At 63.6% G+C, this 21257-nt stretch carries 16 protein-coding genes; 13 read left to right on the top strand and 3 right to left on the bottom strand.

Annotated features, from left to right (window positions below):
• The first annotated feature begins 104 nt into the window (after nt 1-104).
• The 3 genes from BM190_RS16710 (at nt 105) to BM190_RS16720 (ending at nt 4509) form a co-directional block, all read left to right on the top strand.
• On the top strand, nt 105-1340 hold the full coding sequence (locus tag BM190_RS16710) for a putative DNA modification/repair radical SAM protein (protein ID WP_026201542.1): 1236 nt from the start codon (nt 105-107) through the stop codon (nt 1338-1340).
• A complete protein-coding gene (locus BM190_RS16715) occupies nt 1340-2782 on the top strand; it encodes a UdgX family uracil-DNA binding protein (protein WP_092256732.1) in 1443 nt (480 codons plus the stop codon). Before BM190_RS16710 ends, BM190_RS16715 begins: the two co-directional genes overlap by 1 nt.
• A gap of 98 nt (nt 2783-2880) precedes the next feature.
• On the top strand, nt 2881-4509 hold the full coding sequence (locus BM190_RS16720) for an inorganic phosphate transporter (RefSeq protein ID WP_091953325.1): 1629 nt from the start codon (nt 2881-2883) through the stop codon (nt 4507-4509).
• 73 nt (nt 4510-4582) lie between these two features.
• Here the strand turns inward: BM190_RS16720 and BM190_RS16725 are convergent, their stop codons facing one another.
• Entirely contained in the window at nt 4583-5755 is a 1173-nt protein-coding gene (locus BM190_RS16725) for a M20 aminoacylase family protein (protein ID WP_018315712.1), read from the bottom strand.
• A 199-nt stretch (nt 5756-5954) separates the two neighbouring features.
• On the opposite strand from BM190_RS16725, the gene BM190_RS16730 reads away from it, so the two are divergent.
• From BM190_RS16730 to BM190_RS16755, 6 genes are all read left to right on the top strand, one after another.
• Entirely contained in the window at nt 5955-7574 is a 1620-nt protein-coding gene (locus tag BM190_RS16730; protein ID WP_092256735.1) for a GMC family oxidoreductase, read from the top strand.
• 11 nt (nt 7575-7585) lie between these two features.
• Nucleotides 7586-8467 carry an alpha/beta fold hydrolase gene (locus tag BM190_RS16735; RefSeq protein WP_092256738.1) on the top strand — a complete coding sequence of 294 codons (882 nt, stop codon included), beginning with the start codon at nt 7586-7588 and terminating at the stop codon, nt 8465-8467.
• 240 nt (nt 8468-8707) lie between these two features.
• On the top strand, nt 8708-9652 hold the full coding sequence (locus BM190_RS16740; RefSeq protein WP_018315709.1) for a metallophosphoesterase family protein: 945 nt from the start codon (nt 8708-8710) through the stop codon (nt 9650-9652).
• A 14-nt stretch (nt 9653-9666) separates the two neighbouring features.
• On the top strand, nt 9667-10002 hold the full coding sequence (locus BM190_RS16745) for a cupredoxin domain-containing protein (protein WP_018315708.1): 336 nt from the start codon (nt 9667-9669) through the stop codon (nt 10000-10002).
• Between the two features lie 103 nt (nt 10003-10105).
• On the top strand, nt 10106-10657 hold the full coding sequence (locus BM190_RS16750; protein WP_092256741.1) for a sigma-70 family RNA polymerase sigma factor: 552 nt from the start codon (nt 10106-10108) through the stop codon (nt 10655-10657).
• Nucleotides 10654-11421 carry an anti-sigma factor family protein gene (locus tag BM190_RS16755; protein ID WP_092256744.1) on the top strand — a complete coding sequence of 256 codons (768 nt, stop codon included), beginning with the start codon at nt 10654-10656 and terminating at the stop codon, nt 11419-11421. The genes BM190_RS16750 and BM190_RS16755 overlap by 4 nt, the downstream gene beginning before the upstream one ends.
• Nucleotides 11422-11570: 149 nt before the next feature.
• Here BM190_RS16755 and hpnO read toward each other — a convergent pair whose 3' ends face one another.
• Entirely contained in the window at nt 11571-12962 is a 1392-nt protein-coding gene (hpnO, locus tag BM190_RS16760) for an aminobacteriohopanetriol synthase HpnO (RefSeq protein ID WP_018315705.1), read from the bottom strand.
• A gap of 141 nt (nt 12963-13103) precedes the next feature.
• Here hpnO and BM190_RS16765 point away from each other — a divergent pair, with 141 nt between their 5' ends.
• Complete coding sequence (locus BM190_RS16765) at nt 13104-13742, top strand: DUF2147 domain-containing protein (protein ID WP_177237110.1); 639 nt, start codon at nt 13104-13106, stop codon at nt 13740-13742.
• On the opposite strand, the gene hpnN is transcribed toward BM190_RS16765, so the two are convergent.
• On the bottom strand, nt 13710-16298 hold the full coding sequence (gene hpnN / locus BM190_RS16770; RefSeq protein ID WP_092256750.1) for a hopanoid transporter HpnN: 2589 nt from the start codon (nt 16296-16298) through the stop codon (nt 13710-13712). The two genes, BM190_RS16765 and hpnN, sit on opposite strands and share 33 nt — an antisense overlap.
• A 462-nt stretch (nt 16299-16760) precedes the next feature.
• On the opposite strand from hpnN, the gene ispH reads away from it, so the two are divergent.
• The 3 genes from ispH (at nt 16761) to BM190_RS16790 (ending at nt 21196) form a co-directional block, all read left to right on the top strand.
• Entirely contained in the window at nt 16761-17687 is a 927-nt protein-coding gene (gene ispH / locus BM190_RS16775) for a 4-hydroxy-3-methylbut-2-enyl diphosphate reductase (RefSeq protein WP_018315702.1), read from the top strand.
• Nucleotides 17688-17723: 36 nt separating this feature from the next.
• The gene (gene hpnH / locus BM190_RS16780) at nt 17724-18884 is read left to right on the top strand and encodes an adenosyl-hopene transferase HpnH (RefSeq protein WP_018315701.1); all 1161 of its coding nucleotides are present in this window, start codon (nt 17724-17726) and stop codon (nt 18882-18884) included.
• A gap of 1646 nt (nt 18885-20530) precedes the next feature.
• Complete coding sequence (locus tag BM190_RS16790; RefSeq protein WP_092256753.1) at nt 20531-21196, top strand: hypothetical protein; 666 nt, start codon at nt 20531-20533, stop codon at nt 21194-21196.
• Nucleotides 21197-21257: the final 61 nt, after the last annotated feature.

Raw genomic sequence — 21257 nt, forward strand, 5'->3', positions numbered from 1 at the left:
CTCATTTGTTCATGATATGTTCTAATATAAAGCTAACGGCGCATAGAGAGTCAATCGAATTGGCGCGCAAGCGGATTCATGAGCTGAATCAAAGGGATTCCAAGATGGACGTACAACGCAAGCTGGAAATCCTGGCGGACGCCGCCAAATACGACGCGTCCTGCGCCTCCAGCGGCACCGAGAAGCGGGATTCCAGCGACGGCAAGGGCATGGGTTCGACCGCGCCCGGCATGGGCATCTGCCATTCCTACGCGCCGGATGGACGCTGCATCTCGCTGCTCAAGGTGCTGCTGACCAACGCCTGCAATTACGATTGCCTCTATTGCGTCAACCGCGCCTCCTCGAACGTGCCGCGCGCCCGCTTCACCGTCGACGAATTGGTCAAGCTCACGCTCGACTTCTACCGTCGCAACTACATCGAGGGCCTGTTTCTCTCCTCCGGCATCATCCGCAGCCCCGACTACACTATGGAGCAGGTGGTGAGCGTCGCGCGAAAGCTGCGCGAGGAGCATCACTTCCGCGGCTATATCCATCTCAAGACCATTCCCGAGGCCGACGATGCGCTGATCGCGGAAGCCGGCAAATATGCCGATCGTCTCTCCATCAACATCGAGATGCCCGAGGAGACGAGCCTGCAGCAATTCGCGCCGGAGAAGGACGTGCGCGCGATCCGCCGCACCATGGGCCGGCTGCGGCTGAAGCTCGACGAGGCCGAGGAAGGCCGCAGTGCGAAGACCAGGGCCAAGCCGCAGCGCTTCGCGCCGGCGGGCCAAAGCACGCAGATGATCGTCGGCGCTGATGCTGCCTCCGACCACACCATTCTCCACACCAGCGCCAATCTCTACGGCGCCTACCGCCTGCGGCGCGTCTACTACTCCGCCTTCAGCCCGATCCCCGACGCCAGCCGCGCCTTGCCTCTGGTGCAGCCGCCGCTGCTGCGCGAGCACCGGCTCTACCAGGCCGACTGGCTGATGCGGTTCTACGGTTTCGATGTCGGCGAGATCGTCGACGACAGCGCGATGCTGCCGCTCGACATCGATCCAAAACTCGCCTGGGCGCTGCGCCATCGCGACCGCTTCCCGCTCGACGTCAACCGCGCCAGCCGCGAGGAGCTGCTGCGCGTGCCGGGCTTCGGCACCAAAACGGTCGAGCGCATCATTACGACGCGGCGCACCACCACGATCCGTCTCTCCGATCTCGCGCGGCTGCACGTGCCCAAGCACAAGGCCCTGCCATTCATCGTCCTCAGCGATCACCGCCCCTCGCCGCATCGTCTCGATGCCGCCGGGCTGATCGAGCGCTTCAAGCCGAAAGCAACACAATTGGGATTTGGCTTCTGATGCAGTACATCACCCTCGACAACGAAACCGATTTCGACGGCTGGCGCAAAGCCGCGCGCAGCCTCGTGCTTCATCATGTGCAGCCGACCGATGTCAGCTGGACCGTGCGGGGCGGCGAAGCCGAGCTGTTCGCGCCGCAAGCGCCGTCTCCGATCCTCGAGGTGAACGACGGCACCTTCAATGTCTCCGCAAAATTTGTCGAACTCGCCCAGGCTGCAATCCTGCACCGCGATATCAAGCGCTTTGCGATCCTCTATCGCCTGCTGTTTCGGCTGAAGGACAACCACGACCTCATCGAGGTCGCGACCGACCCTGACGTCGCGCAAGTCACGGCGATGGCGCGAGCGGTCCATCGCGACGAGCACAAGATGCACGCCTTCGTCCGCTTCCGCGAGGTCGGACGCGAGCGCGCAGCGCATTACGTTGCCTGGTTCGAGCCGGAGCATCACATCGTCGAGCTTGCAGCCCCATTCTTCGCAAAACGCTTTGCCGACATGCCCTGGTCGATCCTGACGCCGGGCCTCTGCGCGCATTGGGACGGCCACGCGCTCGCGTTCACGCCGGGCGTCAGCAAGAGCGAAGCGCCGGGCGAAGACCGGCTGGAGGAAACCTGGCGGCGCTATTACGCCAGCATCTTCAATCCAGCCCGGCTCAAGGTGAAGGCGATGCAGGCCGAGATGCCGAAGAAATATTGGAGGAACCTGCCCGAGGCTTCGATCATTAAGCCCTTGATCGAGGACGCCGAACGCATGACCGGCGCCATGATCGCCAATGCCGCAACCGAGCCGCACAAGCCTCAGAAGCGGCCGGAGGCTCCGATGAAACGCAAGCGAGCTGCCGACGATCTCGAAGCGCTCCGCGAGGAGGCCGCGCATTGCCGCGCCTGCCATCTCTACAAGGACGCGACCCAGACCGTGTTCGGCGAGGGCCCGAGATCCGCCAATATCATGCTGGTCGGCGAGCAGCCCGGCGACAAGGAAGATCTCGCCGGCCATCCGTTCGTCGGTCCGGCCGGCCAGATGCTCGACCGTGCGCTGGAGGAGGCCGGTGTCGATCGCAAGAAGGTCTATGTCACCAATGCGGTGAAGCACTTCAAATTCGTGCCGCGCGGAAAGATCCGCCTGCACCAGAAGCCGAATACGCCGGAGATCCGGGCCTGCCGGCAATGGTATGAGCGGGAAGTCTTGGCAATTCAGCCTGATCTGATCGTGGCGATGGGTGCCACCGCCGCGCAAAGCGTGTTCGGCAAGATCACCCCCATCGGCAAGACCCGCGGCCGGCTCATCGACCTTCCCGACGGACGCAAAGCGCTGGTGACGGTGCACCCGTCCTATCTGCTGCGGCTGCCCGATCCGGAAGCCAAGGTGCAGGAATATCAGCGTTTTGTCGACGATTTGAAGATCGCTGCCGGCTTGCAGAAGAGAGCCGCGCGGGCCGCCTAAATACTGGCAGGAAAACGGTTTTCAACCGCCGCTTGTCATCCAGCCTTCAAATCCATCGCGGACAATACCCTTACTTCAAAGTTAAGGGGCGTCCAGACATGACCGATGTAGCATTCGACCGCGCGGTAGCCGATCCCGCGCCGATCCAGCCGGCCTCGCGGCCAAATCTCGACAAGGGCTTCAATCCGCTGACGATGATCCTGTTCTTCGGTATCCTCGCCGCGGGCCTGCTGTTCGTCGCCTACAGCATCTATGTCGACGTCAACGCAACCGGCGCACGCGTGACGAGCTACCTGCCCTACATCCTGTTGTTCGTCGCGCTCCTGATCGCGCTCGGCTTCGAATTCGTCAACGGCTTCCACGACACCGCCAATGCGGTGGCGACCGTGATCTACACCCATTCGCTGCCGGCCGAAGTCGCGGTGATGTGGTCGGGCTTCTTCAACTTCCTCGGCGTGCTCATGTCCTCCGGCGCGGTCGCCTTCGGCATCGTCTCGCTGCTGCCGGTCGAGCTGATCCTGCAGGTCGGCTCCAGCGCCGGCTTCGCGATGGTGTTCGCGTTGCTGATCGCCGCGATCCTGTGGAATCTCGGCACCTGGTTCTTCGGCCTGCCCGCCTCCTCGTCGCACACGCTGATCGGCTCGATCATCGGCGTCGGCGTCGCCAACGCCGTCATGCGCGGTCGCGACGGCACCTCGGGCGTGGACTGGACCAAGGCGACCGAGATCGGCTACGCGCTGCTGCTGTCGCCGCTGTTCGGCTTCATCTGCGCTGCGACGCTGCTGCTGCTGCTCAAGTTCATCGTGCGCAACCCGGCCCTGTATGCCGCGCCCGAGGGCAACAAGGCGCCGCCGCTCTGGATCCGCGGCCTCTTGATCGCGACCTGCACCGGCGTCAGTTTCGCGCACGGCTCGAACGACGGCCAGAAGGGCATGGGCCTGATCATGCTGATCCTGATTGGCACCGTGCCGACCGCCTATGCGCTCAACCGCGCACTGCCGGAATCCCAGGTCGCCCAGTTCCAGAAGGTCTCGGATGCTGCTTCCAAGGTGATCGCGGCCAAGGGTGCCGGTCACTCGATCATCGGCGATCCCCGTCCTGCGGTGACGCAGTACATCACCTCGCACCACATCAGCGAAGGCACCTACCCCTCGCTGTCGGTGCTGGTGAAGGATGTCGGCGACCAGGTCGCGAAATACGGCTCGCTCAACAAGGTGCCGGCGGAAGTCGTCGGCAACACCCGTAACGACATGTACCTGACCTCGGAAGCGATCCGCTTCCTGATGAAGGACAAGGAAAACGACCTCAACAAGGAAGAGGTCGCGACCTTGAACGCCTACAAGGGCGGGCTCGACAGCGCCACGAAGTTCATCCCGACCTGGGTGAAGGTCGCCGTCGCCATCGCTCTCGGCCTCGGCACCATGATCGGCTGGAAGCGCATCGTCATCACGGTCGGCGAGAAGATCGGCAAGAGCCATCTGACCTACGCGCAAGGCGCCTCGGCCGAGCTGGTGGCCGCCGCTACGATCGGCGCCGCCGACGTGTTCGGCCTGCCGGTCTCCACCACCCATGTGCTGTCATCCGGCGTCGCCGGCACCATGGCCGCGAACGGTTCGGGCCTGCAAATGGCGACCATCCGCAATCTGTTGATGGCCTGGGTCCTGACGCTGCCCTGCGCGATCATGCTGTCGGCCACGCTCTACGTGATCTTCTCGCGGATCTTCTGAGCAATCACGCTCCTCAAAGACAAAGGGCCCGTGCGATGCACGGGCCCTTTTCATTTGCGCTTGAAGCTCGGCGTTACGACGCCGCCAGCGATTCCTCGACCAGCTTGACCCAGTAGGACGTGCCGAACACGATCGCCTCGTCGTTGAAATTGTAGGCGGGGTGATGCAGGCCGGCGCTGTCGCCGTTGCCGCAGAAGATGAAGGCCCCGGGGCGCGCTTCCAGCATGTAGGCGAAATCCTCGCCGCCCATCAGCGGCGGCATCTCGTGCACGTTGGCATCGCCGGCAACCTGCTTTGCAATGCGCCGCGCCACCTCGGTCTCCGCGGCGTGGTTGTTCACGACGGGATAGTTGCGCTGGTAGCGCAAGTCGATCTTCGCGCCGGTGATCTGTGCGACGCCCGCCACCACCTCATGCACGCGCTTCTCGACCAGCTTGCGCACCTCGGGCGAGAGCGTGCGGATGGTGCCCTTCAGCGTCGCGGTCTGCGGAATGACGTTGCGGGCGTTGCCGGCGTGGAATTCGCAGATCGAGATCACGGCCGATTCCAGCGGATCGACGCTGCGCGCGACGATCGACTGCAGCGCGGTGATCACCTGCGCGCCGACCAGCACGGAATCGACGCATTTGTGCGGACGCGCGGCATGACCGCCGAGGCCCTCGATCATGATATCGACCTCGTCGGTCGCCGCCATGATCGGGCCCGGCCGGATCGCGAACGAGCCGATCGGAATACCGGGGCCGTTGTGCATACCGTAGACCTGCTCGATGCCGAAGCGCTCCATCAGGCCGTCCTTGACCATGGCCGCGCCGCCGGCGCCGCCCTCCTCTGCGGGCTGGAAGATCACGACCGCATCGCCGGCGAAATTGCGGGTTTCGGCGAGGTAGCGGGCGGCCCCGAGCAGCATCGCGGTGTGGCCGTCATGGCCGCAGGCGTGCATCTTGCCGGGGGTCTTGGAGGCGTAAGGCAGGTTGGTCTGCTCCTCGACCGGCAGCGCATCCATGTCGGCGCGCAGGCCGATCGTCTTGAGCCCCTCGCCAGCCGGCTTGTTGCCCTTGATCACACCGACCACGCCGGTCTGGCCGAGCCCGGTGACGACCTCGTCGCAACCGAACTCGCGCAACCGGTCCGCGACGAATGCTGCAGTGCGATGAACATCGTACAGCAGCTCGGGATGCTCGTGGATGTCCCGGCGCCAGGCCTGAATATCGGGTTGAAGGTCGGCGACGCGGTTCACGATGGGCATGGAAGGTCTCAAGCTTTGTTGAAAATGCAGGAATGTCTACCATGCAAGCGCCAGTCCACCCAACTGCCGCGCGCCGAGGGTAACCCTGTCCTCTCGTCATGGCCGGGCTTGTCCCGGCCATCCACGTCTGACTATTAGAACAGAAAGTGCGTGGATGCCGGGACAAGCCCGGGCATGACGCCGGTTGGGTGGAAGCAGAATGCCGAGGCGGCTCGAAGGTGAATTTGATTACATTGTCGTCGGGGCCGGTACGGCGGGCTGCATCGTCGCCAACCGGCTGTCGGCCGATCCCGGCAATCGCGTCCTCGTCCTCGAAGCCGGCGGCGACGACAACTGGATCTGGTTCCACATCCCGGTCGGCTATCTCTTCGCGATCGGCAATCCGCGCTCGGACTGGATGTTCAAGACCGAGGCCGAGCCTGGCCTGAACGGCCGTTCGCTCGCCTATCCCCGCGGCAAGGTCATCGGCGGCTGCTCGGCGATCAATGCCATGATCTCGATGCGCGGCCAGGCCGCGGACTATGACCATTGGCGCCAGCTCGGCATGACCGGCTGGGGCTATGACGATGTGCTGCCGCTGTTCAAGAAGCTCGAAGACCACTTCCTCGGCGCCAGCGAGCATCACGGCGCCGGGGGCGGCTGGCGCATCGAGGCGCCGCGGCTGTCATGGGACGTCCTCGATGCCGTCGGCGATGCCGCCGAGGAGATGGGCATCAAGCGCATCCCGGATTTCAACACCGGCGACAACGAGGGCACCAGCTATTTCCACGTCAACCAGAAGCGCGGTCGGCGCTGGTCCTCAGCGCGCGGCTTCCTCAAGCCCGCCTTGAGGCGCCCCAATTTGCGGCTCGAGAAGCACGTGCTGGTCGACCGCCTGATCATCGAGCAGGGCCGCGCCGTCGGCGTGCGTTTCATCCAGAACGGCGAGATGATCGAAGCGCGAGCGAAACGCGAGGTGGTCCTGTCGGCCGGCTCGATCGGCTCGGTGCAGGTGCTGCATCGCTCCGGCATCGGCCCCGCCGACTGGCTGTCGCCCCTCGGCATCGACATTGTCATGGACAAGCCCGGCGTCGGCCGCAATCTGCAGGATCACCTGCAGCAGCGTGCGATCTACAAGGTCGAGGGCGTGCGCACGCTGAACGAGACCTATTACAATCTGTTTCGCCGCGGATTGATGGGCCTCGACTACGCCTTCCGCCGCCGCGGTCCCCTGACCATGGCGCCCTCGCAGCTCGGCATCTTCACGCGCTCCGACGCGACGCGCGCACGCGCGAACATCCAATTCCACGTGCAACCGCTGTCGCTCGACAAGTTCGGCGATCCCCTGCACCGTTTCCCCGCCATCACGGTCAGCGCCTGCAATCTCCAGCCGACCTCGCGCGGCACCGTGCGGCTGCGTTCGGCGAGCCCTGACGAGAAGCCGATCATCGCGCCGAATTATCTGTCGACCGACGACGACCGCCAGGTCGGCGCCGACGCCATCCGCACCACGCGCCGCCTGATGCAGCAGAAAGCGCTGGCACGATACCGCCCGAGCGAATATCTGCCCGGCCCCTCCGTCGGCGACGACGATGCATCGCTCGCAAAGGCTGCCGGCGATATCGGCACCACCATCTTCCATCCCGTCGGCACGGCGAAGATGGGCGCGGTGAGCGATCCCATGGCGGTGGTCGACGAACGCCTGCGATTCTACGGGCTCGAAGGCCTGCGCATTGTCGATGCTTCGATCATGCCGACCATCACCTCCGGCAACACGAATACGCCGACGGCGATGATCGCCGAGAAGGGCGCGACGATGATTTTGGAGGATGCGAAGTAGCATCCTGTCGCATGATCAATCCTAACCGCTTTTCAATCGGCCCCGCCGACGCAGCGATCGCCATGCTGCAATGGGGTGAAAGCGGCAAGCCGCCTGCTCTGCTCGTGCATGGCACCGGTTTCGTCGCCGACGTCTGGGACGAAGTCGCGCGCGAGCTAGCATCGACCTATACGGTCTATGCGCTCGACCGCCGCGGCCATGGCGCCAGCCACAAGCCCGGCGCCTATCACTTCCTGGACTATGCCGAGGATGTCTGCCGGGTGATCGATGCACTCGAGCTGCGCGACGTCTACGGCATCGGCCACAGCGCCGGCGCGACCGACCTTCTGCTGGCGGCAAAGCTCTTGCCCGGACGCTTCACACGTCTGTTCGTGATGGAGCCGACCATCATGGACCCGCGCGCGGCGCGCCCCGGAGGGTTGGGCGAGGAATCCCTGTCGCGAGTCCAGGGCACGCTGCGCCGGCGCGCCGTGTTCGACAGTGCCGAGGCCGTCTTCGAACGCTACCGCACAGCGCCGGCGTTTGCGGATTGGACCGAGATCTCGCTTCGAGCCTATGTACGCCACGGCTTCGTGCCGCTCGACGATGGCCGGGTGCGACTCTGCTGCACGCCGGAGATCGAGTGCGCAATCCTGCGTCCGATCTACGAGGCGATGGAGCAGGTCTATGTCGGCGATGCCCGCGGTAATCCGTTTGCCTCGCTCACCGAAATCGACTGCCCGGTGCGCGTCACGACCGCGGCGAAGTCCGGTCCGATCTACTGGGAGATGGCGCGACGCGCGGTGTCGCTGATTCCGCGCGTCAGCACGCTGGTGTTCGAGAACGCCGGGCATTGCGTGGCGCAAGAAGTGCCGGAGCGTGCGGCCGAGGCCGTGAGAGAGTTCGCAAAATAGTCTCGTGCCCCGACGCAGCGCAGCACGCAGTGATGCGCTGCTGAGCCGGGGCCCATCTCACCGCGTGCCGTGCCGCCTTCTTGGGTCCCGGCTCTGCAACGCATCACCAAGAGGTGCTGCGTTGCGCCCGGGACACGAGACTTCCCCTCACGAAATCGTCATCACCTCCCGCGAATAAGCCTCCCCCTCCCCCGATCACCTCCTCTGAAAGCCCAATTCCGGGCGACGTGGAGAGATGCGATGAGCGGACATGATCACGGCGGCGACGGCGTCAGCCGCCGCAAGGTGCTGGAATGCATGACCTGGGCCGGCACCGGGGTGCTCTGGACCGTCACCGGCGGTGTGCCGCGCTCACTCGGCATCATCGATTCCGCACAGGCTGCGACCGCAGCCGCGCCCGGCATGAGCTTCCTCCAGATCAGCGACAGCCATGTCGGCTTCGACAAGCCGGCCAATCCCAACGCACTCGGCACGCTGGAGGAGGCTGTGGGCAAGATCAACGCGATGCCGGCCAAACCGTCCTTCATGATCCATACCGGCGACATCACGCATCTGTCCAAGGCCGCCGAATTCGACAATGCCGAGCGCATCATCTCGCAGAGCAAGCTCGATGTGCACTACGTGCCCGGCGAGCATGACTTCCTCGACGAGGAGGTGAAGTTGTATCGCGAGCGCTATGGCCGCGGCACCAAGGGCCAGGGCTGGTATTCCTTCGATGCCGGCGGCGTGCACTTCATCGGCCTCGTCAACGTCGTCGACCTCAAGGCCGGCGGCCTCGGCAATCTCGGCGCCGAGCAACTTGCCTGGCTCCAGGACGATCTGCGCGGCAAGTCGAAATCGACGCCGATCGTGCTGTTCGCCCACATCCCGCTCTGGACCGTCTATCCGGAATGGGGCTGGGGCACCGAGGACGGCGGCCGCGCGCTGGAACAGGTGAAGGGTTTTGGCTCGGTCACCGTGCTGAACGGACACATTCACCAGGTGATGCAGAAGGTCGAGGGTAACGTCACCTTCCACACCGCGCGCTCCACCGCCTTCCCGCAGCCGGCGCCGGGAGCCGCCGCCTCGCCCGGACCGATGAAGGTCGAGGACGCCAGGCTCCGCGGCATGCTCGGCGTTGCCAGCATCAACTTCAAGCAGAACGAGCAGCGGCTCGCGATCATCGACACGCCGCTCCAGGGCTAAGGTGGAAGCTGACAATGAAGACCCTCAACCGCCGCGCCTTCGGCGTCGATCTCGGCCTCGCTCTGGCCGCGGCCATCCTGCTGCCCGCAACAAGCGCTCGTGCCGACGACATGGAGATCCATATCGACAATTTCGTCTTCCAGCCGGCCGAGCTCAAGATCAAGGCCGGCACCACCGTGACCTGGACCAACCGGGACGACATCCCCCACACCGTGGTGTCGGCCGGCAAGTTCAGGTCCAAGACCCTGGACACTGACGACAAGTTCTCTTTCACCTTCACCAACGCGGGCGATTACAAGTATTTTTGTTCGCTGCACCCGCACATGACGGGGATGATCAAGGTTGAGTAACGTCTCCAACCAAGGCATCAACGTCTTGCCCGGCCGGTGGTCCCACGCCGGCCGGGCTCCTGCGTCTCCGGCGACATCAGGCGAAGCGGCAAAGCGAGCGGCGATGCCACCGACAAATGACGATCCAGACAAGGCGCAACGCTTCCGCGAGGCGGCGCTGCCCCATCTCGACGACGTCTACACGCTCGCGCGCTATCTGCTGCGCGACGCCTCCGACGCGGAAGATGCGGTGCAGGAGTGCTATCTGCGCGCGTTGAAGCACTTCGACAGCTATCGCGGGCCGGCGATGAAGCCATGGCTGTTCGCGATCCTGCGCAATGTCTGCAACGCCGAATATGCGCGGCGCGCGCATCGGCCCAGCGCGATCGAGGACACGCCCGGCGCCAACGAGCAGACGCCGATATGGCAGGAGAGCGAGGCAAGTCCCGAGACCGAAGTGCTGCGCAGCCGCGATGCTGGCGCCATCCGCAGGCTGATCGACGCGCTCGCCGAACCGTTCAGGGAAGCCTTCGTGCTGCGCGAGATCAACAACCTTTCCTATCGTGAAATCGCAGAAGCCGTCGGCGCGCCCATCGGCACCGTGATGTCCCGCCTCGCTCGCGCCCGTACCCTGCTGCGCGCGGCCTGGACGGCGGAAGAGGAGCAAGCGAAATGACCTGCGACGAAGCAAGGATCCTGCTTCACGCGCTGCTCGACAACGAGCTCGATGCCGGCCACGCGCGCGAGGTCGAAGCCCATATCGCCAGCTGCCCGGACTGCGCGGCGGAGCTTGCCGCACAGCGCGAGATGCAGCGCGTGCTGGCCAATACCAGTCTGGGCTACAGCGCGCCCGCAAGCCTGCGCACCAGGATCGAGGCCTCGCTGCCGCAACTGCAGCGCCAGCAGCCAACCCGCCGCTCCGTGCTGCGTGGCTTTGCGATGGGCTCGGCGGTCTCCGCGCTCGCCGCAACCGGAATCGTCGCCATCGTGCTGCGCCAGGACGACCAGCAGCGCATCCTCTCGGAGGTCGTCTCCGCGCATCTGCGCTCGCTGCAGGCTGGCCACCTCACCGACGTGATCTCGACCGACCAGCACACGGTCAAGCCGTGGTTCAACGGCAAGCTCGATGTCGCCCCGCCCGTGATCGATCTTACCGCGCAGGGTTTTACCCTGGTCGGCGGCCGGCTCGACTATATCGACGCCCGCGCCATTGGCGCCGTCGTCTACAAGCGTCGCCAGCACGTCATCAATTTGTTCGTGGCGCAGACCGCGAGCACCGAGCATCGGCCGCCGAAGACCCAGACCATGCAGGGCTTCAACTGCCGCCGCTGGGGCGAGCGCGGCCTGAACTTCTGGGCCGTCAGCGACATCGGCGCCGATGAGCTCGCCGAGTTCGTCGACAAGTTCGAGACAGCCATGAAGGCGAATGTGGAGGGGTAGATCTTGCTACACCATCATTGCGAGGAGCTCGCGATAAAATTGCGAAGCAACTTTGCGCTAGCGACGAAGCCCCAGGTTGCCTCCGCAGAGACAGTCTGGATTGCTTCGCTTCGCTCGCAATGACGGTTGCCGGGATAGCTCGGCCGAATTCAGGCCGACCTTCTCACCGCGTTGTCCACCAGCGTCTTGCCGAGCGACCAGATCGCGCCGGGGACCTTATGGCTGCCGGCGATGACGTCGTCGAACGCCTTTTCGATCCAGCTGCAATCTTCCTCGGTGATGGTGAGCGGCGGCAGCAGCTTGATGGTGTGGCTGCCGTGACCGGCCACTTGCGTGAGGATCTTGTGATCCTTGAACAGCGGCACGGTGATGAGCTGGCAGAACAGGCCCTTGTTGGCTGTCTCCAGCACGTTCCAGGAGGCGCGCAGCCGCAGCGATTTCGGCGGGCCGAACTCGACGCCGATCATCAGGCCCTTGCCGCGCACTTCCTTCATCAGCTCGTAGCCGGGCACCATGCGCGTCAGCGCGAGGCGCAGCTCGGCGCCGCGCTTGGCGGCGGACTCGATCAGCTTCTCTGACTCCATCACGTCCAGCGTGGCGATGCCTGCGGCCATCGCGAGGTCGTTCTTGGAGAAGGTGGAGCCGTGCACGACGGCGCGGTCCATCTGGTTGAAGATCTTGTCGAAGATGGCCTTGCGCGTCAGCACCGCGCCGACCGGCACGTGGCCGCCAGATAGCGACTTCGACAGCAGCACCATGTCGGGCTCGACGTTCCAATGCTCGACCGCGAGGAAGCGGCCGGTGCGGCCCATGCCGGTCTGGATTTCGTCGGCGACGAACAGCGTGCCGTACTTCTTGCAGAGCGCAGCCGCGCCCGGCAGGAACTCGTCGGTGGGCATGTTGACGCCCTTGCCCTGGATCGGCTCGACCACGAACGCCGCGACCTCGCGCGAGGCCAGCGCCTTTTCCAGCGCGGCCAGATCGTTGAACGGGATCGAGGTGCAGCCCGGCAGCAGCGGCTCGAAGCCGGTGCGGAAGTTCGAATCACCCGTCAGCGACAGCGCGCCATAGGTCAGGCCATGATAGCCGTGGGCGCAGTAGACGATGCCGGGGCGGCCGGTGGCGCCGCGCGCGAACTTGATCGCGGCTTCGACGCATTCGGCGCCGGAATTGGCGAAGAACGCCTTGTCCAGATAGGGGACATATTTCAGCAGCCGCTCGGCGAGCACTCCGGCAAGCACGGAAACGTCGAACTGGACGAGGTTGGGCAGGTCGGCATCGAGCACGCTCTTGAGCGCGTCGCGCATGACCGGATGATTGCGCCCGATCGCAAACACACCAAAGCCGGACAGCAGGTCGAGATAGCGCGCGCCGTCGCGATCGTAGAGATACTGCCCCTGCCCCTTCTGGAAGCCGACATCGTAGCCGATGGTCTTGAGAACCCGAACGAACTGCTCGTTCAGATACCGATTATGCAGGGTGCTGCGCTGGGCCTGACGGTCCGCGAAAAGCTCAGACATGTCTGGATTTGGGCTGTGCATCCGTTACATACTTCGGTTGAGGGCCGTCTCGTCAACTGAAAAGGGACCGTTACTGAAAACGGTCTGTGCGGCCTTTTGCCCTTTTTCGGACCATCTTCGCAAGCACAGCTTTAGCCCATGTTGCACTGCCAAGGAACTATCATGCGTTTAGCCCTTTACACCGGACTAATACTGGTTGGCGGTTACACCTGCCTGACCCCGGCGCTCGCCGCGGATCCCACCGGCGACTGGCGGGTTGCCGACGGCGTCGCCAACATTCGCGTCGCCCAATGCAATGGCAGCATGTGGGGCGCGGTTTCCTGGGAAAAGCAGCCCGGCGGCCGTGACGAGAACAATCCGGATGCCTCGAAAAAGACCAGGCCGACGCTGGGCATGGCGACGCTGATCGACATGAAGAAGAAGCCCGGCGCCGATCAATGGGAAGGGCAGGTCTACAACGCCAAGGACGGCCAGCTCTATAGCGCGACCATCACGCCGGCCGGCGCCGACCAGCTCGAAATCAAGGGCTGCGTGATGGGCTTCCTCTGCGGCGGCGAGACCTGGACCCGGGTCGGCCCGCCGATCCCCTTGAGCACCGCCAATGCCATGGCCAAGGGCGCGCCCAAGTCCACCGGCGCGGCGCCGAAGGCTCAGGGCACGATGGGCGCGACAGCGGCGCCTGCGCCGGCGGCGGGGGTCCCGAAGAGCGCCACCGCCCCCGCCAAGCCGGGTCAGAAAGGTGCCGCCGACCCGGTCGGCGACATCTGCCTACTCCCTGAGATTGCGGGGTTTGCCCATTAGGGCCGGCTGGAACAGCAGCACGGCGGCGAGCGTCGTCACCAGCGAGAGTGCCAGCAGCTTGCCCATGCTGGACGTGCCGGGATGGCTCGACAGCCACAGGCTGCCGAATGCGGTTGCGGTCGTCAGTGCGCTGAAAAAGATCGCGCGCGTCAGGCTGGTCTGGAGCAGGTTTGTCCTGCCCGAGCGCCAGGCCACGACATAGTAGATCTTGAAGGCGACGCCGACGCCGAGCAGCAGCGGGAACGCGACGATGTTGGCGAAGTTGAGCGGCAGGCCGATCAACACGCAGATCTCGAGCGTCACCGCGCCGGCAACCAGCAGCGGCACCAGCGTCATCAGCACGTCGACGAACCGCCGCAACGTGATCCACAGCAAGAGGCCGATCACCAGCAGCGCGTAAATGCCGGCGTGGATGAACGCCCGCACCACGGTGTCGCCGGATTTCAGGATCGAGACCGGCCCGCCGATCGCGGTCGGCTCGGCAACGAGCACCGCCGCTGCAAATCTGCGCAGCGTGTCGTTGTCGTTGGGATCGCCCTTGGGCAGCGCCTCGACGCGGATGATGCCGTCCTTGCTCTTCCAGGCACTGACGAGATCGGGCGGCAGTGAGCTCAGGGTGACGGGCCCGGCCTGCATCGCGTTCCTGAGCTGGTCGAACACGATCTTCATCGGCGTGACGAACACGTCTTGCGCCTTGTTGCGCGTGGCCTCGTCGCCATTGGCGAGCTTTTCGAGCGCGTCTGCCAGACGGCGCGAGGCGATCGAGCCCGGCCCCTTCGCATCGCCCGCGGTCCGGCGCAGATTGTCGATCGAGGATTTCAGCGCCTCGACGTTTTCCTTGTCGGTCGGCGCCGCATCGATCTGATCAGGGTTGAGTGCGGGGTTCAGCACCTTGGCGCCCTGCGCGAGCAGCTTCAGCTTCGGCGGCTGATCCTCCGGCACGAAGCTGTTGAGCGACATCACCCGCAGCACCTCGGGCACCTTTTCGAGCTTCGCCTCGACCTGCTTTGCCTGCTCCTCGGACGTGGTCATCACGTTGATGGCATTGGCGCCGGTGTTGGGATCCTTGCGCAGATCGAGGAAGGTCGCGATCGATTCGGCCCTCGGGTTGCGCAGGTTCATCGGGTTGAAGTCGAACTTCATGAAATAGAGTAGCGGCAGGCCGGCGAGCGCCAGCATCAGCGTGCCGCCCACGACCAGCACGCGGTGCTTCTCCAGAAAGTGATCGAGCGGCGCCAGGAAGGCGTAACCGACCGGCTCCTTTTCGCCGGGCGGATTCAGCAGCTTCAGCATGGCCGGCAGAACGGTGATCGAGGAAAGGAACGCCACCAGCATGCCGACGCCCGCGATCTGGCCCAGCTCCGCGATGCCCTTGTAGTCGGTCGGCATGAAGCAAAGGAAGCCAGCCGCGGTCGCCATCGCCGCGAGCGACAGCGGCACCGCCGATCGCTTCGCCGCCAGCACCAGCGCGCCCGTGAGATCGTTGTGCTTGTAGCGCTCGGAGCGGTAGCGGACGCTGTACTGGATGCCGAAATCGACGCCGAGGCCGACGAAGAGCACCGCGAATGCGATCGACAGCAGGTTGAACGATCCGACCATCATCAGGCCGGCGGCGGTCGTCAGCGCGAGGCCGACGAAGAGATTGACGAACACCGCGAAGATGATCTTCGACGAGTGCAGCGCCAGCCACAGGATCAGCAGCACGACGAGGACCGTGCCGACGCCGTTGACGACGGCGCCTTCCTGGACGGTCGCATATTCCTCGTTGGCGATCGGGACCGGACCGGTCAGCCGCACCCGGGCCTGGTATTTGGTCGCAAAATCCAGATCCACTGCGGCCTTGCGGATCGCGTCGGTGGCATCCTTGCCGGGCTCCAGCGCGTTGTAGTCGAGGATCGGCTTGAACTCGATGAAGGCGCGCTTGTCCGAATCCTTCAGCGGCTCGTCACTGACGAGCTCGCGCCAGGAGAAGCTCGCATTGCCCTTGTTGAGCACGGTCTCGACCGTCTGCGCGATCAGGTTGAACGGACGCTCGGTGTTGTCGAGCTTGACCTGGCCGCGCTTGACGCCGGCGAGTCCCGTCTCCAGCGCGCCGGTCAGGCCGCGGATCGAGGGATCGCCAGCCATGATCTCGATCAGGGGCGCTGCAGATTCGAATTGGCTGGTGATCTTGCCGACCTCTTCGGTCGGCAGGAACAACAGTCCGTTCTTTTCGAAGAACTCCCCGCTGCCGAGCTGCTGCAGGGACTGGAAGTTGGTCTTGTCGTCCCTCAGCCTGGCATAGAGCGCGTCCGCCGCGGCGCTCGTCATCTCCGGGGTCCGGGCCTCGATCACAGCGAGGATCGTTTCGTTTTGATCGAACGCCTTGTCGAACTGCTGGTCACGCTTGCGCCAGTCGAGGTTCTGGGAAATCAGCGAATTGATGTCGGTGTTGATGGCGAAGTGGCGCGCAGCGTAATAGCCCGCTCCCACCGACAGCAGGAGCCCGAGAACGACGACGAGGGAGGCAAACCGGGTGCAGGCCCTGACGATGGCAACGACTACGCTTTGCAGCACTTCTTTTCTTTCTGCGGTTAACAGCTTGCCGGAAACGCCCGCTGTTTATCGGAGTTCCCGGGCGAAACCTATTGCTGTTTTGAGAGGCTCTCGCCGCCAGAAGGTTCGAGGTAAACGGCGGCAGACCGTGGCAAAATCATGCGGGGCGGTCGGTATAGCCGGGGAGTTGAGGCGGGAACGTGACGAAGGGCTGGTCACTGATGTCGCTGGCTTGCATACACCCACGTCTCTACTATAATACCGTAAAATCGGCTCGGCAGGGAACCCAGGTCCATTCGAGCTTTCCTTACCGCCGATTTTTTGACACAAAGTATTGCGCCTCCATGCGCCGGAGCCCCGACGGGGGTGGGTGGCTACCGCGTGCGCGGACCAATGGTGCGGATATTGCAACGCATTGGTCAGTATCGAGGTGCCGCCGGGACTTACGAAGCGGATTGGTGCAACTTGCGTGATGGGCGACCAATGGAAGTTTATCTGGCGCAACCGCGCGGCTTCTGCGCGGGCGTGGTGCGTGCGATCGAGATCGTGGAACGGGCGCTGGAGAAGTACGGCCCGCCCGTCTACGTGCGCCATGAGATCGTGCACAACAAATACGTCGTCGAGAGCCTGAAGAACAAAGGCGCCATCTTCGTCGAGGAGTTGTCCGAGGTACCGCCGAAGGCGGTGACGGTCTTCAGCGCTCACGGAGTCGCCCGCAGCGTCGAGGAAGAGGCCGCCGCGCGCGACCTTCCCGTGCTCAATGCCACCTGCCCGCTGGTCACGAAAGTTCACAATCAGGGGAAGCGCTACATCACCAAAGGCCGCACGCTGATCCTGATCGGCCATGCCGGCCACCCCGAGGTCGAGGGCACGATGGGCCAGGTTCCCGCCCCCGTGCTGCTTGTCCAAAGCGTTCAAGAGGTTACGGCCCTGACGCTGCCGGCGGATACGCCAGTGGCCTACATCACCCAGACCACCCTGTCGGTCGACGACACCAAGGATATCATCGCGGCCCTTCAGACCCGCTTTACAGATATTCAAGGTCCGGATATCCGGGATATCTGCTATGCGACACAGAACCGCCAATCTGCGGTAAGGGACTTGAGCAAGCTGGTCGACGTGATCTTGGTGGTGGGCGCTGCCAATAGCTCGAATTCGAACCGGCTTCGCGAAATCGGCACCGAAGCCGGCGTTGCGAGTTATTTGATTGCCGACGGCAGCGAGCTCAATCCGGAGTGGTTGAAAAATGCCAGGACCGTCGGCATCACGGCCGGCGCTTCGGCGCCCGAGGTACTCGTGGATGACGTGATCGAAGCGATGCGGCGAATCGGACCGGTCAAGGTCCAGGTGTTGCCGGGCCGCGAGGAAAACATCGAATTCCGGCTTCCGGCCCAACTGGCTGCGAGCTGACCCACCCGAATTGAAAAGCCCAGAAAGAAACTTGTAATGGCCATCCCCTTCTTCAAGGAAATGCGTATCGGCGGCTATTTGCTCAAGCAGAAATTGCTTGGCCGCAAGCGCTATCCGCTCGTGCTGATGCTGGAGCCGCTGTTTCGCTGCAACCTCGCCTGCGTCGGCTGCGGCAAGATCGATTATCCGGATGCGATCCTCAACCGCCGCATGACCGCGCAGGAGTGCTGGGACGCGGCCGACGAGTGCGGCGCGCCGATGGTCGCCATTCCCGGCGGCGAGCCGCTGATCCACAAGGAGATCGGCGAGATCGTGCGCGGCCTCGTTGAGCGCAAGAAGTTCGTCTCGCTCTGCACCAACGCGCTGCTGCTCGAGAAGAAGCTCGATCTGTTCGAGCCCTCCCCGTATCTGTTCTTCTCCGTGCATCTCGACGGCCTGAAGGACCATCACGACAAGGCGGTGTCGCAGAAGGGCGTGTTCGACCGCGCCGTCTCCGCAATCAAGGCGGCCAAGGCGCGCGGCTTCACCGTCAACGTCAACGCCACCATCTTCGACGGCCATCCGGCCGAGGAGATCGCGAAGTTCCTCGATCTCACCGTCGAGCTCGGTGTCGGCGTCTCGATGTCGCCCGGCTACGCCTATGAGCGCGCGCCGGACCAGGAGCACTTCCTCAACCGCACCAAGACCAAGAAGCTGTTCCGCGACGTCTTTGCGATGGGCAAGGGCAAGAAGTGGAATTTCATGCATTCCGGCCTGTTCCTGGACTTCCTCGCCGGTAACCAGGAATACGAGTGCACGCCCTGGGGCATGCCCGCGCGCAATATCTTCGGCTGGCAGAAGCCCTGCTATCTGCTCGGTGAAGGCTACGCCAAGACCTTCAAGGAGCTGATGGACACCACCGACTGGGAGACCTACGGCACCGGCAAGTACGAGAAGTGCGCCGACTGTATGGCCCATTGCGGCTACGAGCCGACCGCGGCGACCGCAGCCCTCAACAACCCGCTGAAGGCGATGTGGGTGTCGCTGCGCGGCATCAGGACCTCTGGTCCCATGGCGCCGGAGATCGACATGAGCAAGCAGCGCCCGGCGCAGTACATTTTCTCGGCGGAAGTGCAGAAGCGCCTGTCGGAGATCCGCAAGGACGAGGCCGAGGCCGCGCAGGCGAAGGCCGCGCAGAAGGCTTCGACCGCGGCGTAAAGCGGCAATCATATTTGCAACTGAGAAAGGCCCGATCGCGAACGCGAACGGGCCTTTGTCTTGTGCGCCGTCAGACGAGCGGCCCGTGTCCCGGACGCGCTACAGCGCTCTTGCCCGCTCTCTCCATGCCGTCATTGCGAGGAGCTCTTGCGACGAAGCAATCCAGAATCCTTCCGCGGAAGGATTCTGGATTGCTTCCGCCTTCGCCAAAGGCTTCGGCGGACAAGTCGCTGCGCTCGCAATGACGGCGTATGTGGCACCGGCTCGCTTTCACCATCAGCGCTCTTCCTCGCAGACACACCTGCGCACTCTCGCGGCTTCTTTCGCCCGAGCTTTGCTGTTCGTTCACGCCCATGAAAGCCAGAGGGCGCAGGGAAGACCGGGCGCCGGCGGCACCCGCGGTCCGCGTGCATGGAAAAACGCACACGGGGTGGACTACAGGTGTTGCCGGTCGCCCGGCCTTCCCTGCGCGGATGGTTTTAACGGTGTCCTTCGTGCTCTCCTCGGGGAGCGATGCACTGTTGCCCCCGTCGCGTTGCGGCTGGTCGATGCACGCGCCCGGTCGGGCCGCCGCATCACCGCAAGGCTTGACGCCAGCCTGCGGGCGTCAGGACCACACGACTTCTCCGTCCGCGGACGGTCTGGCCTGATCGCCGAGAGCTAGCGTGTGCTCGCCCCCGGACGACGACCAAAACCGCTGTGACCACGCCGTTCGTCCCGCGATGCTTATGACTCGCGGTTGCCCGCCCTGTCATCGCCTCTCGCGCCGGCGCTGCCGCGTCCACCGCACCCCGACCCGCATCTCGTGACGATCGCGAAGCGCCCCTCTGGGAGGGCCGGGATAAGCGCTCTATGCCATAAATCCGAAATTCGGGAAAGTGGAATATTTTTGTGGGAGGGGGTTGACGGATTACGGATGTTTTGCCCGACGGGTCGTTTTGCAGCTTGCCGCATCGCTCCCCATCGGTCGAAGACAGCGGTCGTCTCATTGTCCCCGCCTTCAATCCTACGGAAGGAGGGAAGAATGCACGATGAACGATCTCGCGTGCTTCGACCTAAAGCTGTATATTCGCGTCAGCGTCTACAGGAGGCTGACCTGCCCCACATCACCAGGATCTTCAAGTCCGGCAGCTCTCAGTTCGTCCGATTGCCGACGCAGTTTCATTTGCCGTGCGATGAGATCGAGGTGGCGCGGCACGGTGACGCCGTCATTTTACGCCCCCAGCGGGAGACCACCGGAACTTGGGCATCGCTTCAAGCTGCCGTCGCGCGCGGCTTCAGCCCTGACTTCACAACTGAGAAACAGGCGGCTAGGGCGTGGGATCCATGAGCTCTTCGCGAAACCCATCGTTGCACCTTCCGCAATCGATGGGTTTCGTTTCGCTCTACCCATCCTACGAGCCAAGAGTTTGCCGATGTTAGTAGCCAACCATGAATTTGCTGAGAGGCGCTTGCCAGCGTCGCGTTTTCGAAGCGCAGCAAGAGCATTTTTCGCAATCTTGCCGGGGCCAATTGGAGCGGTCGTTACCGCCCGATCGAATGCTTCCCCCCTTCCCGTCGTCCATGTGCAGGGAACAGGACATATCCCGATTTGCTCGGTAAGGGGACGACTAGCTCAAGCTGGTCGGGATGTCGCCGTGCGAGCAATGGCCGTCGCGCTGATCTCGTTCTCATTGCTTGCGTGCGGTGTATCGCCTTCCGTGGCTCAGGAGGACCAGAGCTTCCAACATTTCATCTGGCAGAGAGACGAATCCAACGGGATGGAAGTCGCGATGTCGACAGGCGAGCCAGCCTTCAATTTCTTTGATGTTGGCAACCTTTCGCCGAACAGTCTCTACCTCGTTCAACAGGTTCTCGGTGACATCTCGCGCGCCGCTGGAAAGAAGGTCGATCGGAGCCTGACGAGCTCTTCAATCGCGGTGTTTCATGACACGAACGTGTTTCTTCGTTTGAAGAATGACAGAGCCGCTTTCACGACTTTGGGAATCCCGGAGCATGTCATTGATGATCTCAAGGGGCGAATTACTGATGACGCAAGGTGCCTCTCAAATACTCGAACGGACGCCAAAGGCAATGTCATCTTCACGGTGATTCTTTTATCCGAGAGATTCAATGATTGCCTGGTCAGCGGGTTGAATTATTCATTTGGCATTCGTGCGTCGAACGTCAGTATTGCAACGCTCCTTAGCGTTTGCGTTCTATACGAGGGACGAAATCGCGGTCTTCGCGATCGCCAAAGTCTTTCCCGAGAAGCCCCGAAACTTCGCGATCTGTGTCTGGCCAAGGCTGAAGCGCACAGCCCGGATGGGTAGAGCCCGTAGGACGGGTCGAGCTGTTCGCGAAACCCATCACACTTGTTTCGTGATAACCTCA

Origin of the sequence: Bradyrhizobium sp. Rc3b, assembly GCF_900114915.1 — a bacterium.
Lineage (GTDB): Bacteria > Pseudomonadota > Alphaproteobacteria > Rhizobiales > Xanthobacteraceae > Bradyrhizobium.